The sequence below is a fragment of the Chryseobacterium sp. S90 genome (genome assembly GCF_047444895.1).
GTDB lineage: Bacteria > Bacteroidota > Bacteroidia > Flavobacteriales > Weeksellaceae > Chryseobacterium.
Window position 1 is genome coordinate 1,076,109 of record NZ_JBLGCX010000001.1, and the last position, 25,581, is coordinate 1,101,689.

21 protein-coding genes are annotated in these 25,581 nt (G+C 37.1%); 12 read left to right on the forward strand and 9 right to left on the reverse strand.

What is annotated here, in order from left to right; genetic code table 11:
- Positions 1–62: 62 nt before the first annotated feature.
- The gene (locus ACLMCG_RS05050) at positions 63–953 is read right to left on the reverse strand and encodes an aspartate carbamoyltransferase catalytic subunit (protein ID WP_142716340.1); all 891 of its coding nucleotides are present in this window, start codon (positions 951–953) and stop codon (positions 63–65) included.
- 239 nt (positions 954–1,192) lie between these two features.
- Here ACLMCG_RS05050 and ACLMCG_RS05055 point away from each other — a divergent pair, with 239 nt between their 5' ends.
- The gene (locus ACLMCG_RS05055) at positions 1,193–1,654 is read left to right on the forward strand and encodes an Lrp/AsnC family transcriptional regulator (protein WP_002980286.1); all 462 of its coding nucleotides are present in this window, start codon (positions 1,193–1,195) and stop codon (positions 1,652–1,654) included.
- A gap of 439 nt (positions 1,655–2,093) precedes the next feature.
- Here the strand turns inward: ACLMCG_RS05055 and argH are convergent, their stop codons facing one another.
- The 8 genes from argH to ACLMCG_RS05095 all read right to left on the reverse strand — a co-directional run bounded on the left by argH (position 2,094) and on the right by ACLMCG_RS05095 (position 10,974).
- A complete protein-coding gene (argH, locus tag ACLMCG_RS05060) occupies positions 2,094–3,398 on the reverse strand; it encodes an argininosuccinate lyase (protein ID WP_413959036.1) in 1,305 nt (434 codons plus the stop codon).
- A gap of 336 nt (positions 3,399–3,734) precedes the next feature.
- Positions 3,735–4,817: a M20 family metallo-hydrolase gene (locus ACLMCG_RS05065; RefSeq protein ID WP_413959037.1), complete on the reverse strand. Its 1,083-nt coding sequence runs from the start codon at positions 4,815–4,817 to the stop codon at positions 3,735–3,737.
- Positions 4,792–5,586 carry an acetylglutamate kinase gene (gene argB / locus ACLMCG_RS05070; protein ID WP_413959038.1) on the reverse strand — a complete coding sequence of 265 codons (795 nt, stop codon included), beginning with the start codon at positions 5,584–5,586 and terminating at the stop codon, positions 4,792–4,794. The genes ACLMCG_RS05065 and argB overlap by 26 nt, the downstream gene beginning before the upstream one ends.
- A gap of 65 nt (positions 5,587–5,651) precedes the next feature.
- Positions 5,652–6,608 (reverse strand): N-acetylornithine carbamoyltransferase, encoded by a 957-nt coding sequence (locus ACLMCG_RS05075; protein WP_413959039.1) that lies wholly within the window; start codon positions 6,606–6,608, stop codon positions 5,652–5,654.
- 239 nt (positions 6,609–6,847) lie between these two features.
- Entirely contained in the window at positions 6,848–7,987 is a 1,140-nt protein-coding gene (locus ACLMCG_RS05080; RefSeq protein WP_413959040.1) for an aspartate aminotransferase family protein, read from the reverse strand.
- Positions 7,988–8,101: 114 nt separating this feature from the next.
- On the reverse strand, positions 8,102–9,067 hold the full coding sequence (gene argC / locus ACLMCG_RS05085) for an N-acetyl-gamma-glutamyl-phosphate reductase (protein ID WP_413959041.1): 966 nt from the start codon (positions 9,065–9,067) through the stop codon (positions 8,102–8,104).
- Between the two features lie 52 nt (positions 9,068–9,119).
- Complete coding sequence (gene argG, locus ACLMCG_RS05090; RefSeq protein ID WP_413959042.1) at positions 9,120–10,316, reverse strand: argininosuccinate synthase; 1,197 nt, start codon at positions 10,314–10,316, stop codon at positions 9,120–9,122.
- A complete protein-coding gene (locus tag ACLMCG_RS05095; protein ID WP_223600163.1) occupies positions 10,288–10,974 on the reverse strand; it encodes a GNAT family N-acetyltransferase in 687 nt (228 codons plus the stop codon). Before ACLMCG_RS05095 ends, argG begins: the two co-directional genes overlap by 29 nt.
- A gap of 160 nt (positions 10,975–11,134) precedes the next feature.
- On the opposite strand from ACLMCG_RS05095, the gene ACLMCG_RS05100 reads away from it, so the two are divergent.
- From ACLMCG_RS05100 to ACLMCG_RS05150, 11 genes are all read left to right on the forward strand, one after another.
- Positions 11,135–11,551 (forward strand): transposase, encoded by a 417-nt coding sequence (locus ACLMCG_RS05100; protein WP_413959043.1) that lies wholly within the window; start codon positions 11,135–11,137, stop codon positions 11,549–11,551.
- 272 nt (positions 11,552–11,823) lie between these two features.
- Positions 11,824–13,203, forward strand: coding sequence for a porin (locus ACLMCG_RS05105; RefSeq protein ID WP_413959044.1), 1,380 nt, complete (start codon positions 11,824–11,826; stop codon positions 13,201–13,203).
- Positions 13,204–13,430: 227 nt separating this feature from the next.
- Positions 13,431–15,011, forward strand: coding sequence for an MFS transporter (locus ACLMCG_RS05110; protein ID WP_413959045.1), 1,581 nt, complete (start codon positions 13,431–13,433; stop codon positions 15,009–15,011).
- Between the two features lie 42 nt (positions 15,012–15,053).
- Entirely contained in the window at positions 15,054–15,281 is a 228-nt protein-coding gene (locus ACLMCG_RS05115) for a DUF6814 family protein (protein WP_413959046.1), read from the forward strand.
- Between the two features lie 62 nt (positions 15,282–15,343).
- On the forward strand, positions 15,344–15,538 hold the full coding sequence (locus ACLMCG_RS05120; protein ID WP_047423800.1) for a hypothetical protein: 195 nt from the start codon (positions 15,344–15,346) through the stop codon (positions 15,536–15,538).
- A complete protein-coding gene (locus ACLMCG_RS05125; RefSeq protein ID WP_413959410.1) occupies positions 15,531–18,233 on the forward strand; it encodes an ATP-binding protein in 2,703 nt (900 codons plus the stop codon). The genes ACLMCG_RS05120 and ACLMCG_RS05125 overlap by 8 nt, the downstream gene beginning before the upstream one ends.
- A 9-nt stretch (positions 18,234–18,242) precedes the next feature.
- Positions 18,243–18,602, forward strand: a complete 360-nt coding sequence (locus ACLMCG_RS05130) for a response regulator transcription factor (protein ID WP_047383602.1) — start codon at positions 18,243–18,245, stop codon at positions 18,600–18,602.
- 141 nt (positions 18,603–18,743) lie between these two features.
- Positions 18,744–20,630: an AMP-binding protein gene (locus tag ACLMCG_RS05135; RefSeq protein ID WP_413959047.1), complete on the forward strand. Its 1,887-nt coding sequence runs from the start codon at positions 18,744–18,746 to the stop codon at positions 20,628–20,630.
- 29 nt (positions 20,631–20,659) lie between these two features.
- Complete coding sequence (gene acs, locus ACLMCG_RS05140) at positions 20,660–22,597, forward strand: acetate--CoA ligase (RefSeq protein WP_413959411.1); 1,938 nt, start codon at positions 20,660–20,662, stop codon at positions 22,595–22,597.
- Positions 22,598–22,895: 298 nt separating this feature from the next.
- Positions 22,896–23,261 carry a hypothetical protein gene (locus tag ACLMCG_RS05145; protein WP_413959048.1) on the forward strand — a complete coding sequence of 122 codons (366 nt, stop codon included), beginning with the start codon at positions 22,896–22,898 and terminating at the stop codon, positions 23,259–23,261.
- A 109-nt stretch (positions 23,262–23,370) separates the two neighbouring features.
- On the forward strand, positions 23,371–25,581 hold the full coding sequence (locus ACLMCG_RS05150) for a RelA/SpoT family protein (protein ID WP_223600175.1): 2,211 nt from the start codon (positions 23,371–23,373) through the stop codon (positions 25,579–25,581).

The following is a 25,581-nucleotide window of genomic DNA, read 5'->3' on the forward strand; positions in this document are numbered from 1 at the left end:
TCATTAACAGGCCGCCCCTACGGGGCTCATTAACTTTTAACTTCTTACTTTTACCCTGGCTCTTACTTAAAGGTATACCCTTTACTTTCCAACGCTTCTTTTAAAATGGCCATTCTTGCGAACACACCGTTTTGCATTTGTTTAAAGATTCTTGATCTCTTGCATTCTACAAGGTCTGAATCTATTTCCACTCCTCTGTTGATGGGAGCCGGGTGCATGATGATTGCTTCTTTTTTCATCGACTGCTCTCTTTCTTTAGTCAAACCATATCTTTTATGGTATTCTGAAGCAGTAAAACTCATGGCAGAATCGTGTCTTTCGTGTTGGATTCTTAATAACATTAAAACATCCACTTCGCCGATCAACTCATCTACTGACATATAAGTTCCGTTGATTAAAGCTCCTTCGTCAAACCATTGTTCCGGTCCTGAGAAGTATACTTTAGCGCCTAATCTCCTTAAAGCCTCCGCATTTGAGTTCGCTACACGGCTGTGTTTTACATCGCCTACAATTCCTACTTTCAATCCTTCAAACTTTCCGAATTCCTGATAAATGGTCAGTAAATCCAGCATACATTGTGAAGGATGATTTCCTGTTCCGTCTCCACCATTAATCACCGGAATGCTGATATTCTTTAATTCCTCGAAGTATCTGTCTTTCTTATCGCGGATTACCACCAGGTTTACTCCTATACTTTCAATGGTCTTTACTGTATCATAAAGACTTTCGCCTTTGTTTACCGAACTGTGTGATGCATCAAACGGAACTACCTGAAGTCCCAGTTTTCTTTCTGCAAGATCAAAACTTGTTTTCGTTCTTGTACTGTCTTCGAAGAAAAGGTTTGAGCAAAAAACTTCTCCTTCAATTTTAGCAGTTTTACCGTTTGCAAAAGCCAGCGCTTCTGTCAGTATACTGTTGATTCTCTCGGTGCTTAGTTCTGTAATCGTAAACATAATTCTTATTTTTGGGCATAAAAAAAGCGAAGACAACAATCTTCGCTAATAACAATAAATATCGTAAAGGGCGCTTTCGCCCGGTAAATCTAATGATATAAATGCTTTTTTATTCATTAGGTGCAAAGATACAACAATTTTACGAACCTACAAAAACAAAGTTTAAAATAAATTAAAAACCTCAGTATTTCCTTATTCTCATTTAAAATTAATATTTTTGTTACAACTCAAATTATTTTATGGATTTAAAAGACAAAATGATTCTCAGCATTATTCAGGAAGACTCTACATTATCGGTTAAGGAAATTTCCGAAAAAATTGGTCTTACCTTTACTCCTACGTATGAGCGAATCAAACAACTGGAGAAACAAGGAATCATTCAGAAATATGTGGGCCTTTTAAACCGTGAAAAACTGGGTTTAAATATTGTAGTCTACTGTAATGTCCGTCTCAAAGAACAATCCAAGAAAGTATTGGAAACTTTTGAGAACCACATCGGTAAATATGATGAAGTACAGGAAATCATCAGTCTTTCCGGAGAGTATGACTATATGTTGAAGATCATTGCCAAGGACATCAATTCGTATAATGAATTTGCTGTGAATGTGATCTCAAACATTCCTAATATCGGGCAATACCACAGCTCCATTGTGCTTCACGAGGTGAAAAAATCTACCAAGTTTAAAATTGATCTGGAATAAATCTTCTCTTTTTAAACCAAAACTGATTTAAACTTCTTGCTGAAAATCTTTGATTTTCCTGCGACTTAAAAATAATTCACATAATTATCTTTGCGCCTTTGCGTATACCAACTTATTTTATAAACTCGTATTTTGTTAGAAAACGCAAAGACGCAAAAGAAATTCATAAACTTCATGATGTAGGGCGCAAAGATTTTATCTCCGATAAAATTTTATGCAGTAGATTTCCTTAATTAACCTTAAAGTCTTCATCTACCTTAATGGTTCAATTTATCAATCATCAAATTCAAAGAGCGGAGTAAAATCTAACCATTAAGATCACTTAAGCAGATAAGATTTATAAGATTAAGGCTTCCACAACGAAAAGACAGCAGGCTAAAATAATTTAGAAATTCCACTGATTTTTGCTTAAGTTCTGATGACCTTAATGGCTTAGATTCTAACCCAATAATTTATTTTTCAGTTTATTGAACTGATATTCTATTTTATCCAGACAAAGATTTCCGATACTTCCCTGATGGGTATGTTCAAGGTTTCCAGGTTCAAATTCAAACGCGTTGTTTTCAATCTCCTGCCCTACTTTCACATAAGCATCACGGAAAGAACTACCGCTTTTTACTTCTTCATTGATCTTCTCTACACTGAAAAGATATTTGTATTTCTCATCCTCCAGAATCCCGTCTTTTACCTGAATATTAGGTAAAGTGTAGCTTAGAATTTCCAGACATTCTTTCAGGGAATCAATAGCCGGGAAAAGAATTTCTTTGGTCAGTTGCACATCTCTATGATATCCTGAAGGAAGATTATTGGTCAATAAAATAAGTTCATTCGGAAGTGACTGAATTCTGTTGCATCGTGCACGAACCAGTTCAAAGATATCCGGATTCTTTTTATGAGGCATAATACTGCTTCCCGTAGTAAATTCTTTTGGAAAGCTGATAAAATCAAAGTTTTGGTTCAAGTACAAGCATACATCATAAGCAAATTTTCCGAGTGTTCCCGCTAAAGTTGCCATAGACATCGCCAGTAGTTTTTCTGACTTTCCACGGGTCATCTGAGCATATACCGAATTGTAATTCATCGACTGGAATCCTAAGTTATAGGTTGTACTTTCACGGTTAATCGGAAAAGACGAACCATAACCTGCCGCTGATCCCAATGGATTTTTATTAATTATATTCTTTACAGAAAACAACATTTCCACATCATCCAAAAGCGCTTCCGCATAAGCTCCGAACCACAATCCAAATGAGGAAGGCATCGCAATCTGCAAATGGGTATATCCCGGAAGCAGAACATTTTTATGCTGATCTGCCAACTGAATCAGAATCTGGAAAAACTCGTCAGTAAGAGCTGTGATCTCCCGGATCTCATCCAATAAATACAGCTTAATATCCAATAAAACCTGATCATTTCTGGATCTTGCGGTATGGATTTTCTTTCCTGTATCTCCTAATTCTTCAATTAAGATTGCTTCTACCTGAGAATGGATATCCTCAGCTTCTTTATCAATTTCAAAAGTCCCATTTTCAATTTGATTTAAAATAGTATTTAAAACAGATAACATCTGCTCTGATTCTTCCTGGGAAATAATTCCGGTTTCTGCTAACATTTTGCAATGTGCCATAGAACCTTTGACATCATATTTTGCCAAACGCTCGTCGAAGTCAAGATCTTTCCCAACGGTAAATTGAGTGACTAATATATTGGTGGCAAGGTTATCCTTCTGCCATATTTTTTTCATATGTAATTGTTTATTTTTTTTAAATCATATGCAATCACCACTTCCATCTGTTGGATTACCAGAAAATTCGTTGGTAGTGATTCATAATATCTGATTTAAAATATTTGTTGGCTTTGACATGCCCGGCAAGGCAATCCTTATTACTATTAACTATAAAAAAACATTTCCTTATGAGAAGCTTTCATTTCTAATTTTCTTTTTGCATAAATCTTATTAAAAACTAAACTTCGTGCCTGCCGGGCGGAGTCAAAACATATATTGAGCTGAGAGCCTGATGCAGGAAGTGAAATTATAAACTATAATAACTTCCATCTTCCTACTTCATTCTTCCATTATTTATAACACTTTTTCTAAAATACTGATGTAGATTTCTATACCTTCTTCTATTTCCTGAATATAGATAAATTCATCTGCAGTGTGAGAGCGCCTACTGTCTCCAGGACCCATTTTCACTGATGTACATGGAATAATCGCCTGATCTGAGGAAGTAGGTGAACCGTAAGTTGTCCTTCCGATTTCAATTCCCGCTTTTACAAACGGATGATCCATTTCGATCTTTGAAGAATTCAACCTGAAAGACCTTGCGGTGAGTGTTGATTCCATCTGAGACTGGATGATTTCAAATGCTTCCTGGTTGGAATATTCGTCTGTTACCCTTACATCCAGCGTGAAATTGCACGATTCCGGAACAACATTGTGCTGTACTCCTGCATGAATTCCTGATAAAGTCACTTTAACTTCTCCAAGATATTCTGAAACTTTTGGAAATTTAAAGGCTAAAATATTCTGCAGATCCTGCATACATTTTACAATCGAATTATCATGATTAGGATGAGCGGCATGAGAAGGAGTACCTTTCATTTCTCCATCAATCACAAGAAGTCCTTTTTCTGCAATCGCCAGATTCATCTGCGTGGGTTCTCCTACAATAGCGAGTTCTACGTTGGGTAGCTGCGGAAATAAGGCTTCAATTCCATCAAATCCTGAAATCTCCTCCTCTGCCGTCAAAGCAATAACTAAATTATATTTTAAATCTTCTTTATCATAAAAATGCAAAAAAACCTGCGCCATAGAAACCAAAGAAGCTCCGGCATCATTACTTCCCAATCCGAACAGTTTGCCGTCTTTTTCAACAGGAACAAACGGATCAAGCGTATATGCTTTGTTAGGCTTTACGGTATCATGATGCGTATTCAGCAAAACGGAAGGTTTAAACACATCAAAATGTTTATTCACTGCCCAGATGTTGTTTTTAAAACGTTTGGTAGGAATCTGATGTTTTTTGAAAAAATTCTCAATTTCTACCGATGTATTAAATTCATCTTTGCTGAATGAAGGAATCTCAATCAAATTTTTAAGCAATCCGATCGCGTTATTTAACAGCTCTTCTTTATTATAAACAGATTTCAGTTCCTGCATGATGATTTTCTATATGGTTTTTCAGTTTTGTTTCCTTGATCAGAAACACTTTTTCTACATTATTCTTTACAGCTCCAAGAGCATTTTCAAGCTTAGGTAAAATCCCTTTGTGAAGCTTTCCTTCTTCTTTTAATACCTCAAACTCTTCTTCATTTACACTTTTGATCACTGATTCAGGATCGTTTACATCTTCCAAAACACCTTCTTTATCAAAACAATACAAAAGCTCCACTTCATATTTCTCCGATAACGCCTGTGCAATCACAGAAGCAATAGTATCTGCATTGGTATTAAAAAGATTTCCTTTTCTATCGTGGGTAATCGCAGAAAATACAGGAACAAGATCCAGCTTGATTAATTTTGAAACCAGCTTTTTATTCACACTTTTCTTATTGATATCCCCCACAAATCCAAAGTCAATTTCAGGATGTTCTCTCTTCTTAGCTTTAATTAAATTTCCGTCCGCCCCGGAAAAGCCTATGGCATTGCATTTTTTCTGCTGCAGCTTTTCAACAATATTTTTATTGATTCCTCCTGCATACACCATGGTTACAATGTCCAATGTCTCTTTATCTGTAATCCTCCTTCCGTTGATCATTTTCTGTTCGATACCGAGTTTATCAGCTAATGTAGTCGCTAATTTTCCTCCGCCATGAACAAGGATCTTCTTTTCCTGAATTTCAGAAAACTGTTCTAAGAATTGTGTTAATAATTCTTCATCATCAATTAAAGCTCCGCCAATTTTTATGATGTATAACTTTTCTTTCATTGTAAACGTTTTGTGATCCTTACTTTTTTCATCCTTGTCAAGGTTTCGAACCTTGACAAGGATCACTAGGCTTTTAATTCATCTAAAATTTCACTGAACACTGCCTGCGCAGAGAAAATCCGATTTTTTGCCTGCTGATAAATGATAGAATGATCTCCATCCATCACTTCATCGCTCAATTCCACATTACGGCGAACCGGAAGACAGTGCATCACTTTTGCTTCATTGGTATTGGCTAATTTTTCGTTGGTAAGCATCCAGTCTCCTTTCACTTCAGGCATTGCGGCATAATCATCAAAAGAAGACCAGTTTTTTACATAGACAAAATCTGCATCTTTCAAGGCTTCATCCTGATCATGAATCACTGTCACATCTTTTGTGAAGTTTTTATCTAAATCATACCCTTCGGGATTAGCAATTACCAGTTCCACATCCATTTCCTGCATCCATTCTGCGAAAGAATTTCCAACAGCATGAGCAATAGGTTTGATGTGTGGAGCCCATGTTAACACTACTTTCGGTTTATGGTCTTTTTTCCAGTTTTCTGTAATCGTGATACAGTCTGCTAAACTTTGCAACGGGTGACGGGTAGCAGATTCCAGAGAGATCACAGGAACTTTTGCATGCTTTTCAAACTGACTTAAGATGCTTTCGTTCACATCATCTTCCTTGCTCTTCATTCCTGCAAAGCAACGTACTGCGATGATGTCGCAATACTGATTCAGGACTTCAATAGCATCTTTGATGTGTTCTACCGTATCTCCGTTCATTACAGCTCCGTCAGCAAATTCAAGATTCCAGGCTTCCTGTGCGGCATTTAATGTCAATACATTTAAACCTAAATTTTGAGCTGCAATCTGACTGCTCAGACGGGTTCTTAAACTTGAATTTAAAAATACAAGTCCGATTGTTTTTCCTTTTCCTTTTTCTGTTTCGGTAAGGGGGTCAGCTTTTATTTCTAAAGCTTTTTTTATGATTTCCTGTAAGTTTTCTACATCACTTACAGAGGTGAATTTTTTCATTTTGAATTAATTTTAAAGATTTTTTTTACATACTAATTGTTGATCTAACCACAAAAGGCACAAAATTTTTTACTAAAACACTTTAGAACACTTAAGTTTTAAAAGTTTATTATTTTGAAAATATATAAGCTCATATAAGAAGAAAATCAAAGATTTTCGAAAACTTAAGTGTACTTCTAAGCGTTTAGTATTTTCTTAAAATCACTTAAATATTTACATTCTTTTGTGACTTTTGTGGTTTAAATTTTTCCAAGTACTGTTTTCAAAGCATTGATGAAAAGATCCGTTTCCTCTTTTTTGATATTCAGTGCAGGAAGAATCCTTAAGACACTTTTATCATTAGAGTTTCCTGTGAAAATATGATGATCGAATAATAAGCTCTTCCTTATTTCTGAACAGTCTCTATCGAGTTCTATTCCGATCATCAATCCTTTCCTTCGGATGGATTTAATATGTGGTAAATCTTTAATTTCATTTTCAATATACCCGCCCATTTTTTGAGCATTTTCGATAAGATTTTCATCTTTCATGACATCCAGCACAGCAATAGAAGCCGCACAAGCCAAATGATTTCCTCCGAATGTAGTTCCCAGCAAACCATTGCTTGCCTCGAATTTAGGATGGATTAAAACTCCGCCCACAGGAAAACCATTTCCCATTCCTTTTGCTGTAGTGATGATATCTGCTTCTACACCAAATTCCTGATGCGCAAAGAAATATCCGCTTCTTCCATATCCGGACTGCACTTCATCTAAAATAAGAACAGCATTGTATTTCTCGCACAGTTCTTTAATTTTAGATAAAAATTCCGGTGTAGGAATCATAATTCCGCCTACCCCCTGAATTCCTTCAATGATGACAGAAGAAATCTCATTTCCAAACTTCTCAAAAGTCTCTTCAAGCTGTTTCACATCATTCCATTCTGATTTGATAAATCTTTCTGAAAAGTTAACAGGAGCAACAATTTTAGGATTATCTGTCACTGAAACTGCCGCCGAAGTTCTTCCGTGGAATGAACCTGAAAAATAAAGCACTTTACTTTTTCCATTATGAAATGAAGCAAGTTTCAATGCATTTTCATTAGCTTCAGCCCCCGAATTACATAAAAAAAGATTATAATCTTCATATCCTGAAAGCTTTCCTAATTTCTCAGCTAATTCAGTCTGCAATTCATTCTGAACGGAATTGGAATAAAAAGATATTTTTTCCAGCTGACCTTTCAGCTTATTCTGATAATGCGGATGATTATGGCCAATAGAAATTACAGCATGACCTCCGTAGAAATCAAGATATTGTTCGCCTTTATCATCCCAAAGAAAAGATCCCTGAGCTTTAACCGGATTTATATTGAATAATGGATATACGTTGAATAAATTCATTTTTTTGTTGCTAGTTGTTAGTTGATGGTTGAAAGTTTACAGGTCCAAATAGTTATTCTTTATACTACTGCAACCTATCATCTGCAACCTTCTACCTCATTAATACATTTTACCTTAGAATGCTATCGGTTTCAAATTCAGGCCTGCATTTTCTTCCCAGTTCATCGCCAGATTCATATTCTGAACTGCCTGTCCTGAAGCACCTTTTAACAAATTGTCAATCGCTGAGTGAATAACGACAACATTTCCACTCTTTTCGATTTGAATCACACAGCGATTGGTATTGACAACCTGCTTTAAATCCACCGCCTTCCTACTTACCGTAACGAAAGGCTCCTCCGCATAAAAATCCTGATATAATTGTTCTATCTCCTCCAGCTCCAAATCCGTCTTCATTGTGGAACTTGTAAAAATTCCTCTTGCAAAATCTCCTCTCCATGGAACAAAATTCAGGGTTACTTCTTTATTATTGAATGCAATCAGCTGTTGTAAAATCTCATCCACATGCTGATGCGTTAGAGTTTTATAGGCTGAAACATTATCATTTCTCCAGGTAAAATGGGTGGTTGCCTGCAGAGATTGTCCAGCTCCTGTAGAACCTGTAATCCCTGTGGTAAAAACCTCACTTAACACTCCTTTTTCTGCCAATGGCAGCAAAGCCAATTGAATAGCCGTAGCAAAACATCCCGGGTTGGCGATGCTTTTTGCTCCCATCAGTTGTTTTTTATTGATTTCAGGTAATCCGTAGATAAAATCTCTGTTTCCAAAGTTTCCTTCTAAACGGAAATCGTTTCCTAGATCAATTACCAGCGTTTCTTCCTTGACCGGATTCTGAGTTAACCAGTTTTGACTTTCTTTATGTGGAAGACACAGAAAAAGAATATCTACGTCTTCAGGTTTGTCCGTCAACATCATTTCACAAACCGTCGTTAAATCCGGGTACAGATCCGAAATTCTAGTTCCCGAATTCGAACGACTATATAAAAAACTCAATGTCACATGGGGATGAAAAGCCAGTAAACGTATCAGTTCACTTCCTGTATAACCGTTGGCACCAATGATTCCTACTGTTTTCTTCATTTTGATTCTGACAGCATTTTGTTCTGTCTTTCATTAAATCGTCCCTTCGGAACTAGTTGATATTCTGGTTAATCTGGTGGTATATATTTAAAGAATTGCTTACGATTTTAGTATAGCCTTTCACATCCTCTCCTGTCCATGCTCTGTTCGCTTCTCCATAACTTCCGAATTTATCGGACATCAGGTCATGATCAGATTCAATTCCATTAAGAATAAATCTGTATGGATGAAGGGTTACAAATACTTTTCCGGTCACTGTTTTCTGAGAATCAGTCAGGAAAGATTCAATATTTCTCATGACAGGGTCTAAGAATAGCGCTTCATGAAGCCAGTTTCCGTACCAGTCGGATAACTGAGACTTCATCATTTGCTGATATTTTGAAAGTGTATGTTTCTCTAATAAATGATGTGCTTTGATAATCACTGATGCTGCAGCTGCTTCAAATCCCACACGTCCTTTAATCCCAACAATCGTATCTCCTACGTGGATATCACGGCCGATTCCGTATGCTGAAGCCAATTCTTCTATTTTTTGAATCACATATACAGAATGTTCAAAGCTTTCTCCATTCACTCCTATTACCTCTCCGTTTTTAAACTCAATTTCCAGTTCTGAAGGCTGAGTTTCTTTAATCTGAGACGGAAAAGCTTCTTCCGGAAGATTATTTCTGGATGTCAGCGTTTCTTTTCCTCCTACTGAAGTTCCCCAAAGTCCTTTATTTACAGAATATTGTGCTTTCTGGAATTCCATTTCATATCCGTGCTCCTTCAAAAACTCAATCTCTTCTTCACGGGACAAAGCCATATCACGGATGGGAGTGATGATCTCAATATTCGGACACATTACCTGGAAAATCAAATCAAAACGAACCTGATCATTTCCAGCTCCTGTACTTCCGTGAGCAATGGCATCTGCGTTTACTTCAATGGCATATTTTGCAATTTCCTGCGCCTGAATAGTACGCTCGGCACTTACAGAAAGAGGATACGTATTATTTTTCAGGACATTTCCGAAAATCAGATATTTCACACATGAATTATAATAATCTTCCTGAGCGTCTACACACCTGTATTCTTTTACCCCAAGATTTAAAGCTTTTCTCTCCAATTCTTTTTCTTCTTCTTTTGAAAAACCTCCGGTATTTACAGTGACTGCATACACATCATATCCAAGTGTTTCACTAAGATATTTTGCACAGTAGGAAGTATCTAAACCTCCGCTAAACGCTAAGATGACTTTCTTTTTCATCTGGACTTTTTTTATTTTTATTAATGGTCACATGGAATTCGCTTGCAGAGTTTTGTGCAGAATACACAAAATCATTTTGGCTCACTCCATTATATTTATTTTCAGGCTGATTATTTGCAACCTCTTTTTTTTCTATATTTTCAGGAACAAATAACATGGCTGTACATAAACAATTCTTACGTTCCTTCATCATTAAAATTTCATAGTTCACACAGTTCTTGCAGCCGTTCCAGAATTCTTCATCCTGAGTCAGTTCAGAATAAATTACTGGTTTATATCCTAAATCACTGTTGATTTTCATTACTGCTAAACCTGTTGTCAATCCGAATACTTTCGCTTCCGGATATTTATCTCTAGATAATTGGAAAACCCTCTGCTTGATTTGAGTTGCTACGCCCCCGTTCCTGAACTTCGGTGATACAATCAATCCCGAATTGGCCACAAACTTCCCGTGCGACCAGGTTTCTATATAACAGAAACCTACCCACTCACCGTTTTCAGTGGCTACCACAGCATTGCCTTCTGAAATCTTCTTACTCAAATATTCTATGGAACGTTTTGCGATCCCCGTTCCTCTGCGCTGTGCAGAATCATACATTTCCTGCTGTATTTCACCCACATACATGAGATGTTCGCATGAGGAAATTTCTATTTCCATTTATTTATCTAATTTTTTTGGCAAATTTAAAATATATTTTCTTTTAAATCCAAATAAAAAAGATATTTTTTTTGTTTTAAAATTTTAGACAGGTAAAATTATCTTTATTGAAAAATATACATTTGCTAATTTATTATATATTTGCTAAAATAATATAGTTATGGAAAATATCTGTCCTAAATGCAGCAGCAGCAAAGTGGTAAAAAGCGGCATCATCAATGAAAAGCAACGTTTCCATTGTAAAGACTGCAACTATTATTTTACCGTTAAAAAGCTGGGAAAACAGATTGATGATTATTATGTCACCAAAGCGCTACAGCTGTACCTGGAAGGTTTAAGTTATCGTGAAATTGAAAGAATTATCGGGGTTTCACATGTCACCATAAGTTCCTGGATTAAAAAGTATAACATCACAAGACCGCCCCATTCTGAATTCCACCCTGTTTATAAGATATTGAAACAGAACGAATTGATTGATTATATTGCACAGGAAGAAAACATTAAAAATTCAGGGATTATCATTACTCAGTTTGCTGATAAGTATATGCTGATCAAATGGGAAAGGTTTAAAAAATAGATACGAGTTCCGGGATACGGGGTGCGAGTTTCGGGATATGAAACACTGAGTAACGTACTAAATATCAACTGTTAAACAGCACTCTTTGAATCATAAGACTTGAATCTTGTGCTTCGCAACACGGATTGTAAAACCCGAACCCCGGAACTCGAAACTCATAATCTAACAAATCGCAACTATACTATTACCATTAATATATATTAAATTTTCATAAACAAATTATTAATTACAATTTGGTATTCACAAAAAACAACGCCAAAAATTGATAATTTATGAAGAAATTACTTACATTTATTGGAGTAGCCTTAATCAGCAGTTCTCTATACTCTCAAGGTTCTCCTGATTACGGCAATGGCTTAAAAATAAACCTCAACCCGGACGGTGATAAATTCGTCCGTTTTATTTTATGGGACCAGCTTTGGCTAAGAAACACTTCTATGAATCCCGGAAGTATGGTAGGTGGCGAACCTACAGACAACTCCTGGAGCATAGGAAACAGACGATTACGTGCTTTAGCGTATGCACAGGTCTCTAAAAGATACATGATCCTCCTTCATTTCGGAATCAACAACCAGACCTTCATCAATGGAGGAGCCACAGGCACTTCAGGCACAGGAGGTTATGGAAACGGAAAGAAAACCCAGTTATTTTTTCATGATGCCTGGAACGAATATGCAGTTATTTTACCTGGAGAAGCCGGAAAATTCAGTTTATCTTTAGGGGCAGGTCTTCATTACTATATGGGACTTTCCCGTATGACGATGGCTTCTACACTGAATTTCCTCACCTTAGATTCTCCCGTTTTTTCATGGCCACTGATTGATAACTCTGATCAATTCGCAAGGCAGCTGGGAATGTTTGCAAAAGGTAAATACGGAAAACTGGAATACCGTTTCAGTTTAAATAAACCCTTTGCCACAGATCTTATTCCTGTAAATGTAACAGATCCATCAAAAGCTGTTGCGGTAGACAACAACGGAAATCCCAGTTTTTCAAAAGCAGGATATGTGGAATACCAGTTCCTTGATGAGGAATCTAATACGCTTCCATACAAAGTAGGATCTTACCTTGGAACGAAGAAAGTTTTCAATGTAGGAGCAGGTTTCTATCATCAGGCAGACGGGACGAGAACATCTGTGAATTCCAACATTGAAAAGCACGACATTACTCTTTTTGCCGTAGATGCTTTTGCAGATATTCCTTTGGGAGAAGCGAAAAACAAAATGGCCGTTTCTGCCTATGCAGGATATTACAATTATAATTTCGGTCCAAACTACGTAAGAAATCTGGGAACAATGAATATCGCGGCTTCGGATCCTAATTTTATCGGAAATAAAGCCATCGCAGGACCAGGAAACCTGCAACCGACCATCGGAACAGGTAATATTATCTACGCACAGGCTGGTTTACTATTACCAAGTCAGGCAGAAAAACCAAAAATCAGAATACAGCCTTTTGCAGCTTATACTCATAAAAGCTTTGAGGCTTTCGATAAATCTTCCTCTCAGTTTGATGTAGGAGCCAATTGGTTCATAGATGGGCATCATGCAAAAATCACGACTCAATATTCAACAAGACCAGTTTATACAAGTCCTACGGAAAGCCCTTCTTCTAAAGGGGAATTCATTGTACAGTTTCAAATCTACTTGTAAAATTTAAACTATTAAAAAAGATTGTAAGATAAATTAGGGATACGTTCCCAAAATTCAAATAATTTAAAGAAGGAAGAATCTTACTAACAGCCAGACACACATGAGATTCTTCATTACATTTCATTTCATTCAGAATGACACTTTTGAAATAGTTTCATTTAAAGCCCTTAAGGGTTTAAAAAAATCAAATTAATATCCTATTCCATTAACATCAAAAACTAATCAATATGAGCGAAAATCATCACGAAAGCTACGAAAATATGACCGACAGGCAGAAAAACCGCACCATATGGAGTGTGATCACCGCCTCTTCACTCGGTACATTGATAGAATGGTACGACTTCTATATCTTCGGAAGTTTAGCCATTGTTTTAGCTACTAAATTTTTCCCTGCAGATAATCCTACCGCAGCATTTTTATCTACCCTGGCAACTTTTGCCGCCGGATTTGTGGTAAGACCTTTCGGAGCTTTATTTTTCGGAAGACTGGGTGATATCATCGGAAGAAAATATACTTTTCTTGTCACCTTACTGATCATGGGATTTTCCACTTTCCTGATCGGCTGTATTCCAAGTTATAAAACTATTGGATTTATGGCACCGGTTTTAGTTTTAATTTTAAGATTACTTCAGGGACTTGCCCTTGGTGGTGAATACGGAGGTGCTGCCACTTATGTTGCAGAATATGCCCAGCCTCACCGAAGAGGCTACTGGACTTCCTGGATTCAGACGACTGCAACAGCCGGACTTTTTATTTCACTGATTGTTATTTTAATCACAAAATCAACCCTTTCGGCAGAAGAGTTTGACAACTGGGGATGGAGAGTTCCTTTCTGGATCTCGATTCTGATGGTTGCCGTTTCTTATGTCATTAGAAAGAACATGAAAGAATCTCCTCTTTTTGCGAAGGCTAAAAGTGAGGGAAAAACGTCTAAAAACCCTTTGAAAGAGAGTTTCGGGAACAGATACAACTTCAAGTTTGTATTATTGGCTTTATTTGGAGCGGCAATGGGACAAGGAGTTATCTGGTACACGGGACAATTTTATGCCATGAGCTTCCTTCAAAAGGTAATGAATGTAGAATCCGCACAGGTAGACTCACTCATGGCTACTGCTTTGTTTTTAGGAACCCCATTCTTTGTATTCTTTGGATGGCTCTCTGACAAAATTGGAAGAAAAGCAGTAATGATGACAGGAATGTTAATCGCTATTTTAGCTTACAGACCTATTTACGACAGCATGTTCAAGAGTGTGAGTCTTGAAAGCAAAACTATTGCAGCCAATGGAATTACAGAAAAAAGAACCGCTAAAATCCACAGTGATATTGCCACGGACAGTCTGGTTACTTTCCATAAAGAAACTCTTTACACAGACGGCACTCTGATCAAAAAAGACAGCATTACTCATTGGTCGCCCGCAGGACCTGTTATGAAAGACGGAAAAGCGGAAGAACCAAAAATCTCTACCTCTGTAAAACTAAGTGACGACACCAAATGGTATCTGGTCTTCCTAGTATTTATACAGGTAATATTTGTAACCATGGTATATGGGCCTATTGCCGCTTTCCTTGTCGAGATGTTCCCTGTGAGAATCCGGTATACTTCAATGTCGTTACCATATCACATCGGAAACGGAGTATTCGGAGGACTTCTTCCGGCAGTGGCAACCTACCTGGTAACTACCGGAAAAGAAGCAGGCCATGCAACATGGTATCTTGAAGGACTCTGGTACCCAATTGGAGTCGCCGCAGTATGTCTGGTTATCGGATTGTTTTATCTTAAAAATAAGAACAATAATCTTCACGATTAGTACTGAATCACTCAAATTTTTATTAATTTTAAAACTACTAAAATGAACGGACTAAAAAAAATATTAGGCATTCTCTGGATCGCAATCGCGGTGATTGTAGGATATTTCGGAATTACAGTACTGGGAATCCAAAAAATCGCATCCGGAAAGCAGGAAGATCTGGTTTTTGGCATCATCATTCTTTTTGTACTGATGCCAATTATTTCGGGAGGAATGGCCATTTTCGGCTATTATGCCCTGAAAGGAGAATATTCTGACGATAAAATTTAAAAACCAAAATAGATAATTGATGGATAGTACGTCCATCAATTATCTTTTATTAATAATCATTTATGAAAAAGAGACACGAGCAAAAACTTATCATACTGAGCGTAGGGCTAATGATCGCTTTCAGCATTCCTATTTCATTGCTTTTCAACAGTGAAAGGGAAGTTTTAGGTTATCCTATGATCCTTATCTACCTGTTCGTGGTCTGGATGATTTCCATTGTGATTTCTTTTGTAATCGTAAAAAGACATGATGAGTAGTTTCGCATTATTTTTTGTGGTCCTGTTTTACCTGGCACTTCTTTTCTTAGTTGCTCACCTGGCAGAGAAGAAAAAGAGTAAGCTGTGGATCAACAATCCTTACATCTATGCATTGTCTCTTGCGGTATACTGTACTGCCTGGACGTATTATGGAAGCATTGGCGTTGCAGCTACAAGCGGATTAAACTATCTCCCGATTTACATTGGTCCTATCATGATTATTCCGGCCTGGATCTACATCAATACCCGGATTGTAAGAATTTCAAGAGTCAATAAGATAAGCAGTCTTGCAGATTTCATTTCATTGAGATATGGGAACAGCAGAAGTCTGAGTGCCATTATTACGGTAGTCTGTCTTCTGGCAATTGTACCTTACATCGGGCTGCAGATCAAAGCCATTTCTGAAACCTTCCATTTGGTAACGGAAACTCCGATGTCAAAAAATATCCTGACCGACAATGCTACTTTTGTTGTGGTTTTAATTGCCTTGTTTTCTTCTTATTATGGAACGCGATATGTAGATGCTTCGGAAAAACGACTTGGGATTATTTCAGCTATTGCTCTGGAAAGCTTTTTAAAACTATTCTTTATTATCATTCTCGGGCTTTTCGTAATCTATTATGCCTTTGATGGGTTTTCAGATATTTACGAGAAAGCCAGCAGGTTTAAAGACTTTAAAGAAAAAAATACCTTTAATGGCATTGAAGGCGCTATGAACTGGATGATCTTGTGCATGATTTCCGCAACAGCAATATGTATTTTACCAAGACAATTCCACACCGCTATTGTTGAAAACAGACAAGAGAAACATATCAAAACTGCGATTTGGTTTTTTCCTCTTTATCTTTTAATCTTCACTGTATTTATTTTCCCGATTGCCTGGGGTGGAAGGTTGATTTTTGATGGCCAGAATGTAAATCCGGAGTTCTACTCTATTCTGATTCCGCAGCATTTTGACAATACTTTGATCACTGTGCTTGTTTTTCTGGGAGGATTGAGCTCATGCATTTCCATGATTATTATTTCTGCCATTACTCTATCCATCATGCTTTCCAACAACCTCATCATTCCCTATGGATTGCTTGGAAAATTAAAATCCGAAAATGAGGAACAAAATACAAGAATCATCACCAATATCAGAAAAATCAGCATTTTCGGACTGATTATCATGGCCTTTGTCTTTTATAAGTATTTCATTCTGAAAACATCTTTGGATTCCGTAGGATTGATCTCATTTGTTATTATCGCACAGCTGGCCCCTGCGTTTTTCGGAGCTTTATTCTGGAGAAGAGGAAGCTATAAAGGCGCTGTTACAGGGCTTATAGCAGGATTAGTGATCTGTTATTTCGGATTGATTATTCCACAATACTATTTTTCATATAACCAGGAGTTCAAAGGGGCACTGAGAGACATGTATGATGCTTTCGGATTTTTCACCATTCCTTATCTGGGAAGAATTCCACAGATTTTCTTCTGGTCTATGCTGGTCAATACAAGCCTGTTTACCATTGTTTCGGTAAGTTCTAAAGGAAATTACCGTGAAAGAAACTTTGCTGAATTGTATGTAGACATTGACAAATACATTCAGAATCATGAAAATGCTTTTATCTGGCGTGGAACAGCTTATATTTCGGATATTCAGAATATTCTTGAGCGTTTTTTAGGCAAAAATAAAACAGAGCAGGCACTGCGAATTTTTAATTTAAAATATAATATTGATTCAAAAACGGAAACCGCCGACTCAAGATTTATAAAATTCTCAGAAAACCTTCTAGCCGGAAGAATAGGAACAGCTTCTGCAAAAATATTAATTGAAGGTGTCACCAAAGAAGATAAAATATCTTTAAAAGAGGTTTTAAATATCCTCGAAGAATCTAAGGAAAACATCAGCTTAAATAAAAAACTTACCGAACAATCCGAAGAACTTCAAAAACTTTCTGACGATCTCCGAACCGCCAATGAAAACCTCATTGTCAAAGACCGTCAAAAAGACGACTTCCTGGATTCTGTTGCCCATGAACTGAGAACTCCGATCACCGCTATCCGTTCTGCAGGAGAAATATTGGCTGACGATGACGATATTCCTTTCGATATCAAACAGGAATTTTTAAACAACATCATTACAGAATCTGATAGATTAAGTGAAATCATCAATGATATTTTATATCTGGACAAATTACAGCATGGCGAAATCTCTCTACACATTCAGGAAAATAATATTATTGAAACCTATAAAAAAGCATTAAGTCCGCTTCTTCATCTGATACAACAAAAAAATATTCATTTAAGTGAAGTTAATATTCTGAATCAGTTTATATTTGAATACGATGAAGCGAGAATGATTCAGCTGTTTCAGAATATATGGGGAAATGCTTTAAAATTTACAGATGAGCAGGGAACTATCCAGACCAAATTATTTGAAAAAGATCAACAGCTGGCCATCAGTATTTTCAATACCGGCAAACACATTCCGGAAGAAGACCTTGAAATGATTTTTGATAAGTTTTATCAGTCTAAAAATCAAAACATTATAAAGCCAACAGGAAGCGGACTGGGACTGGCCATTTCCAAAAAAATAGTACAGGCACACGGAGGAAGTATAAAAGCAGAAAACAGCGGTCTGGGCGTAACTTTCACTATAAGCATTCCCGAAAAAACTAAAAAAGAGATTACAGATGAAGTTGAACACCATTAAAACCTTTTTATGAGAAAGATAATTATTGCGGATGACGAACACAAGATACTAATGTCGCTGGAATACAGCTTCAAGAAAAATGGCTATGACGTTTATATTGCCCGTGACGGTACGGAAGTTCTCGACTTTTTGAAAACAATGGTCCCGGATGTGATCCTTCTAGACATTATGATGCCGAATCTTGACGGATACAGCACTTTGGACCTCATCAAACAGGACGAAAAACTGAAAGACACCAAAGTTATCTTTCTGAGTGCCAAAAATAATCCCAGAGATATTGAAAAAGGCCTGGAAATGGGCGCAGATGCTTATGTCACAAAACCCTACTCCATCAAAAAACTGATGCAGCAGATTGAAGAGATGTTTTAACATGTAAAATTAAACCATTAAGATTTATAAAGGAATTAAGAGATTGCTTCACCTTCGGCTCGCAATGACACGGCACTTATCCTTATCAAAGTTTAAAACCTTGACAAGGATACGCAAAAAACCAAACACAAGACTAATGATATGGATACTGATACATTATTTAAACAAAGTATAGAAAACAAAGAAGATTTCTGGAAAGAACAGGCCGGAGAAATACAATGGTTTGATTTTCCTACGCAGATTCTCTCTAAAGACGAAAATGATTACCCGCAATGGTTTTCCGACGGAAAGCTCAATATGTGTTACTTATGTATCGACAAGCACATTGAAGACGGATTTGGAGATCAGATTGCAGTCATTTATGATTCACCTGTCACCAATCAAAAGAAAACCTACACCTTCAATCAGGTAAAAGAGGAAGTTTCAAAATTCGCAGGAGGGCTGGCTTCTTTAGGATTAAAAAAAGGAGATACAGCGGTTATCTATATGCCAATGATCCCTCAGACTCTTTTTGCTATGCTGGCATGTGCGAGAATCGGGGTTATTCACAATGTGGTTTTCGGAGGTTTTGCTCCCCATGAACTTGTGGTAAGAATTGACGACTGCAAACCTAAAGTTTTAATCACAGCAACTGCAGGAGTAGAAATTGCCAAAAGAATTCCTTACCTCCCGCTGGTTGAAAAAGCGATTGAACTGGCACAGGATAAAGTTGATCATATTGTTGTATACAACAGAAAATTAGTAGATAATCAGGATGAAATGTTCGATGGACTGATTGATTATGAAGAACTGGTTGAAAAATCAGCTCCGGCAGACTGTATTTCTGTGGAATCTACCCATCCGCTTTATTTACTTTATACTTCGGGAACTACAGGCAAACCCAAAGGCATTGTTCGTGATACCGGAGGTTATGCGACTGCCTTAAAATTTTCTATGATGTATGTTTACGGAGTGGAACCGGGAGAAACCTATTGGGCAGCTTCAGATTTCGGATGGGCAGTGGGTCATAGTTTTTCGGTGTACGGACCGCTCATCAACAGAAATACAACTATTATTTTTGAAGGAAAACCTATCATGACTCCTGATGCAGGAACATTTTGGAGAATCATTTCAGAATATAAGGTTTCGGTGATGTTTACTGCGCCTACTGCTATCAGGGCAATCAAAAAAGAAGACCCCAACGGAGAACTTGTAAAAAAATACGATTTAACCCATTTCAAAAAACAGTTTCTGGCGGGTGAAAGATGCGATGTAGCTACACTGGATTGGTTTGCAGAACATATCGGAATTCCGGCTATAGACCATTGGTGGCAGACAGAATCCGGATGGCCTATGCTCGGATTGCTGACTCAGGATGAAAGTTATCAGATCAAAAGAGCTTCAGCAGGAAAACCTGTTCCAGGATATGACATTAAAATCTTTGATGAAAACGGGCTGGAACTTAATCCCCATCACGAAGGCTATCTGGTGATTAAACTTCCTCTTCCCCCCGGTGCTATGCTTGGAATATGGAAAGACTATGCACGTTTTGAAAACAGTTACCTGTCTCAGTATAAAGGCTATTATTTCTCTGGAGACGGTGCAATACAAGATGAAGACGGCTATATTTTCATCACTGGAAGAGTGGATGATGTAATCAACGTTGCGGGACACAGACTTTCAACTTCTGAAATGGAGGAAATTGTTTCTTCACATCCGGATGTTGCAGAATGTGCTGTGGTAGGTATTGATGATGATTTAAAAGGACAGGTGCCTTTTGCTACAGTGGTTTTAAAGAATGGCTCAACCATTTCTGAAGAAGACATTGAAAAAGATATCATTCAGATGGTCCGCAATAAAATCGGAGCAGTGGCTTTTCTGAAAAACGCTATGGTTGTCAAACGCTTACCTAAAACACGCTCCGGAAAGATTTTAAGGAAACTGATCCGAACTTTACTTGACGGAAAAGGTTTTCAGATTCCTTCAACGATTGACGATGAGAAAATCATTGATGAAATTCAGGAAAAAATCAGGGAATACAAGGCTTAAGCCAGAAATTAAACATAAATTTAAATAAAATAAATTCAAATTTCAAAAACGAAAGGGATATGAGAAATTACTTAATAGAAGATTTACCACAGTATTTTGAAGATTATAAAAAGTCTATCAAAAATCCTAAAAAATTCTGGGATAAGGTAGCAGATCAAAATTTTGTGTGGTACCAAAGATGGAGCAAGGTTGTTAAGTACGATATGAATGAAGCTAAAATCACCTGGTTCAAAAATGCTAAACTCAATATTACCAAAAACTGTATAGACAGACATCTTACCATAAGAGGAGAAAAAACGGCGATCATCTGGGAACCCAACGATCCGAAGGAAGAAGCACAGCATATTTCTTACAACGAACTTTATACACGCGTTAATAAAACAGCCAATGTTTTACGTGATATGGGGATTGAAAAGGGAGACAGAGTCTGTATTTACCTTCCCATGATTCCTGAACTGGCTATTACCATGCTTGCCTGTGCAAAGCTGGGAGCAGTACACTCTGTAATCTTTGCAGGATTTTCAGCTTCAGCAGTAGCTTCAAGGGTAAATGATTGTGAAGCCAAAATGGTGATCACATCGGATGGAAGTTACAGAGGAAATAAAGTTCTTGACCTGAAAAGTATTGTGGATGATGCTTTGGAAAAAACACCAACAGTTGAAAACATTCTTGTAGTCAAGAGAACCCATAACGAAATTACAATGAAAGAAGGAAGAGATCACTGGATGGCCGATCTTTATGAGAAAGCTTCTGCTGATTTTGTTACGGTAATTATGGATTCTGAAGATCCGCTTTTCATTTTATATACTTCCGGATCTACAGGAAAACCAAAAGGAATGCTTCATACCTGTGCCGGATATATGGTGTACACAGCTTATACATTCAAAAATGTATTCAATTATAAAGAAAATGATATTTATTGGTGTACTGCAGATATCGGGTGGATTACAGGACATTCCTACATTCTTTACGGACCTTTATTAAATGGTGCTACCACCGTAATTTTTGAAGGCGTTCCTACCTATCCTGAACCGGACCGCTTCTGGGAAGTGATTGAGAAACATAAAATCACTCAGTTTTATACTGCTCCTACAGCGATCCGTTCTTTAGCAAAAGAAAGTGCGGAATGGGTAGATAAACATGACCTGAGTTCCCTGAAAGTAATCGGTTCCGTGGGTGAACCTATTAACGATGAGGCCTGGCATTGGTTCAATGATCATGTTGGCAAGAAAAAATGTCCGATCGTTGATACCTGGTGGCAGACGGAAACAGGAGGAATTATGATTTCACCGCTTCCTTTTGTAACCCCAACGAAACCTACCTATGCCACTCTCCCACTTCCAGGTGTACAACCTGTTTTGATGGATGATAAACGAAATGAAATTACAGGAAACCAGGTGACCGGAAATCTTTGTATCCGTTTCCCATGGCCAGGAATTGCGAGAACCATCTGGGGTGACCACCAAAGATATAAAGAGACTTATTTCACGGCTTTCCCAGGAAAATATTTCACCGGAGATGGCGCATTGAGGGATGAAGTGGGTTATTACAGAATTACGGGGCGTGTAGATGATGTGATTATCGTTTCCGGACACAACCTTGGAACTGCACCTATTGAAGACAGCATCAACCAGCATCCTGCCGTTGCAGAATCTGCTATTGTAGGCTATCCGCACGACATTAAAGGAAACGCATTGTATGGTTATGTGATGCTTAAAGAATCCGGTGAAGGACGTGATAAGGAAAACCTGAAAAAAGAGATTAATCAATTGATTTCAGATCAGATCGGTCCAATTGCCAAGCTGGATAAAATACAGTTTGTTTCCGGACTTCCGAAAACGCGTTCAGGAAAAATTATGCGTAGAATATTGAGAAAAATTGCAGAGGGTGACTTCAGTAATTTTGGAGATATCAGTACACTTTTAAATCCTGAGATTGTAGAAGAAATCAAAAACGAAAGAATTTAATTGTATTCAATTTTTTAACCAATGAAAGCCCTGGAAGTCATTTTCGGGGCTTTTTTATTGGTTTTAATTGTATAACTAATGTACATTTTTCCTAAAACAGGAGAATAATAAACGGACTTATTTTCAAAAACCCACATTATTCAATTGTTAAAATTAAACACCCGTTCAATAATTATTCTTAAATATTACTTTACTCTATTGAAAACAGAATATTAATTAACAAATTATATTGCCTTAAACACAATAATAATCAGAAAATTATTACTAACTTTAATGAGAACTTTAAAACCAATTAACTATGTCACATATATTAGCTGGAGTATTTGGTCATCACAGCGACTACAAAAAACTGGAAAGTGATCTGGAAAATTTAGGATTCGGAACTTCAGATTACATTGTATACCTTAATGATGGTTCCGGTAATTCCCAATATTTGGCAAGCGTTACCGTAAATGATCTCAATCAGATAGACCTTGCACGAAATGCATTTGTTCAGAATGCAGCATTGAAATCATATTTATTTGAAAACATGAAGATCAATGAAACCAATTACGATACCATCAAAAGGTATATTGATGCAAGAAACAGAGCTGAAATCCACAGCAGTCCCGAAATTAAGATTAAAACGTCAAGTGACGGTATGAATTCTGAAGTGAAATTCTAATCGATATAAAATCTAATAGCCGAAGATCCGTAGTGTATTCTGCGGATCTTTTATGTTTGAAAAAACTAAAAAATTTCGTATTTTCGTCTTATTATAGGCATGTGCACAAATGAGTTACGATTTAGAACAAGAGAATAAAGAGATCCTCGCAAGATATAAGGACCTGATTTCTAACACATACAGAACGTTGGATGAGGAAAATAATAAACTTATCCGAAAAGCATTCGATATTGCTTTGGATGCTCACAAGGATCAAAGGAGAAAATCCGGAGAACCTTACATCTACCACCCTATTGCTGTTGCTAAAATTGTAGCGACAGAGATTGGTCTTGGAGCGACTTCTATTGCCTGTGCACTGTTGCATGACGTGATTGAAGATTCTGATTATACTTATGAAGATCTGAAAAAAATCTTTGGAGAAAAAATCGCCAGTATCGTGAATGGGCTGACTAAAATCTCCATCATGAACCACCAGAATATCTCTGTACAGTCTGAAAATTACAGAAAACTGTTACTGACTTTATCCGAGGATTTCAGAGTTATTCTGATTAAAATTGCAGACCGTCTTCATAATATGAGGACATTGGAAAGTATGGCTCCGGATAAACAGAAAAAAATCGCTTCAGAAACGGTTTATATCTATGCTCCCATGGCCCACCGTCTTGGATTGTACAACATCAAATCTGAGCTGGAAGACCTTTCTTTAAAATATAATAGCCCCGAAGTATACAACGAGATCACGGAGAAATTGGAACTTGCCAAAGAAAGCCGTGAAAGATATATAGAAGAATTTACCAAAGAAGTATCTGAAAGACTTCGTGAAGAAGGCTTGAATTTTAAAATCAAAGGCCGTGCAAAAGCAATATCCTCTATTTACAGAAAGATGCTGAAGCAGGGAGTTTCCTTTGAGGAAGTTTTTGATAACTATGCCATCAGGATTATTTACAAATCGGATGCAAAAAATGAAAAATTTCTTGCCTGGAAGATCTACTCTATCGTTACGGATGTATACCACAGTAACCCGTCAAGAATGCGTGACTGGATTACACAGCCTCGTTCTACAGGATACGAAAGTTTACACTTAACGGTTTTAGGTCCGGACAGAAAATGGATTGAAGTTCAGATCCGCTCTGAACGTATGGATGAAATTGCTGAAAAGGGTGTTGCCGCTCACTATAAATACAAAGAAGGCTACAAACAGAGTTCTGATGACAGAAACTTTGAAAAATGGGTAACCGAAATCCGTGAAGTTCTGGAACAGCAGCAAAACCTTTCTACATCGGAACTTTTGGATAATATTAAGCTTAATTTATACTCCAAAGAGGTATTTGTATTTACCCCGAAAGGAGAAATTAAAATTCTGCCCACCAATGCTACCGCTCTGGACTTTGCCTTCTCAGTCCATTCTGACTTAGGGATGAAATGTCTGGGAGCTAAAATCAATGGAAAGCTGGTTCCAATCTCCTATATCCTCCAAAATGGGGATCAGGTGGATATTCTTTCATCACAGAATCAGAAACCAAAATCTGACTGGCTGGAATTCGTAGTGACTTCAAAAGCCAAATCAAAGATCAAAAGTTATCTTAACTCTCAGAAAAACCAACTGGTAGAAGAAGGAAAAGAAATCCTGCAAAGAAAACTTCGTCACGCAAAAATCAATTTCAATGATGAAGAAATTAATAAACTTCAAAAGTTCTTTAATTTAAAATCTTCTCAGGAGCTATTTCTTAAATTCCAAAGCAATGAATTGGATGTCAGTAGTTTGAGAAAATACATTGAAAGTAAAAACGTATTTAACAACTTACTGTCAAGATTCAGAAAATCACCTAATAAAAATCAGCATTTCGAGGAACCGAAAGAGGAAAACCTTGACATGATTATTTTTGGAAAAGATGAAGAAAAACTGAACTACAGCTATGCAAAATGCTGTACGGTAATTCCAGGGGACAAAATTTTCGGATTTATCACCATCTCAGACGGAATTAAAGTTCACAGTGATAGCTGCCCGAATGCCATCAACCTGAGAGCGCAGTATGACTACCGTGTCATTCCTGCCAAATGGGTGAATGCCGAAAGCTTCAAAAACAGAGTGAAAATTGAAATTGAAGGACTTGACAGAATGGGTATGATTAATGATATCACTACGGTCATCAGCGGAAGTATGGGAATGGATATGAAAAGTCTTTCTATTGAATCCAACAATGGAGTTTTCACAGGAAATATCATTCTCGAAGTTAAAAATAAAGGCCAGCTGGAAGAAACTTTCAAAAAGCTTAAAAATATTAATGGTGTTTCAAGAGTGAGACGACTACAATCATAA

What these genes read in the sequence shown, in the direction of transcription:
- ACLMCG_RS05080 (WP_413959040.1), bottom strand. Translation starts at nt 7,987, where the DNA reads ATGAATTTATTCAACGTATATCCATTATTCAATATAAATCCGGTTAAA.
- ACLMCG_RS05125 (WP_413959410.1), top strand. Translation starts at nt 15,531, where the DNA reads ATGAGTAGTTTCGCATTATTTTTTGTGGTCCTGTTTTACCTGGCACTT.
- argH (WP_413959036.1), bottom strand. Translation starts at nt 3,398, where the DNA reads ATGAAAAAAATATGGCAGAAGGATAACCTTGCCACCAATATATTAGTC.
- ACLMCG_RS05095 (WP_223600163.1), bottom strand. Translation starts at nt 10,974, where the DNA reads ATGGAAATAGAAATTTCCTCATGCGAACATCTCATGTATGTGGGTGAA.
- ACLMCG_RS05135 (WP_413959047.1), top strand. Translation starts at nt 18,744, where the DNA reads ATGGATACTGATACATTATTTAAACAAAGTATAGAAAACAAAGAAGAT.
- ACLMCG_RS05075 (WP_413959039.1), bottom strand. Translation starts at nt 6,608, where the DNA reads ATGAAAAAATTCACCTCTGTAAGTGATGTAGAAAACTTACAGGAAATC.
- argC (WP_413959041.1), bottom strand. Translation starts at nt 9,067, where the DNA reads ATGAAGAAAACAGTAGGAATCATTGGTGCCAACGGTTATACAGGAAGT.
- ACLMCG_RS05100 (WP_413959043.1), top strand. Translation starts at nt 11,135, where the DNA reads ATGGAAAATATCTGTCCTAAATGCAGCAGCAGCAAAGTGGTAAAAAGC.
- ACLMCG_RS05110 (WP_413959045.1), top strand. Translation starts at nt 13,431, where the DNA reads ATGAGCGAAAATCATCACGAAAGCTACGAAAATATGACCGACAGGCAG.
- ACLMCG_RS05050 (WP_142716340.1), bottom strand. Translation starts at nt 953, where the DNA reads ATGTTTACGATTACAGAACTAAGCACCGAGAGAATCAACAGTATACTG.
- ACLMCG_RS05120 (WP_047423800.1), top strand. Translation starts at nt 15,344, where the DNA reads ATGAAAAAGAGACACGAGCAAAAACTTATCATACTGAGCGTAGGGCTA.
- ACLMCG_RS05055 (WP_002980286.1), top strand. Translation starts at nt 1,193, where the DNA reads ATGGATTTAAAAGACAAAATGATTCTCAGCATTATTCAGGAAGACTCT.
- ACLMCG_RS05130 (WP_047383602.1), top strand. Translation starts at nt 18,243, where the DNA reads ATGAGAAAGATAATTATTGCGGATGACGAACACAAGATACTAATGTCG.
- ACLMCG_RS05065 (WP_413959037.1), bottom strand. Translation starts at nt 4,817, where the DNA reads ATGCAGGAACTGAAATCTGTTTATAATAAAGAAGAGCTGTTAAATAAC.
- ACLMCG_RS05150 (WP_223600175.1), top strand. Translation starts at nt 23,371, where the DNA reads ATGAGTTACGATTTAGAACAAGAGAATAAAGAGATCCTCGCAAGATAT.
- argB (WP_413959038.1), bottom strand. Translation starts at nt 5,586, where the DNA reads ATGAAAGAAAAGTTATACATCATAAAAATTGGCGGAGCTTTAATTGAT.
- ACLMCG_RS05115 (WP_413959046.1), top strand. Translation starts at nt 15,054, where the DNA reads ATGAACGGACTAAAAAAAATATTAGGCATTCTCTGGATCGCAATCGCG.
- ACLMCG_RS05145 (WP_413959048.1), top strand. Translation starts at nt 22,896, where the DNA reads ATGTCACATATATTAGCTGGAGTATTTGGTCATCACAGCGACTACAAA.
- argG (WP_413959042.1), bottom strand. Translation starts at nt 10,316, where the DNA reads ATGAAAAAGAAAGTCATCTTAGCGTTTAGCGGAGGTTTAGATACTTCC.
- ACLMCG_RS05105 (WP_413959044.1), top strand. Translation starts at nt 11,824, where the DNA reads ATGAAGAAATTACTTACATTTATTGGAGTAGCCTTAATCAGCAGTTCT.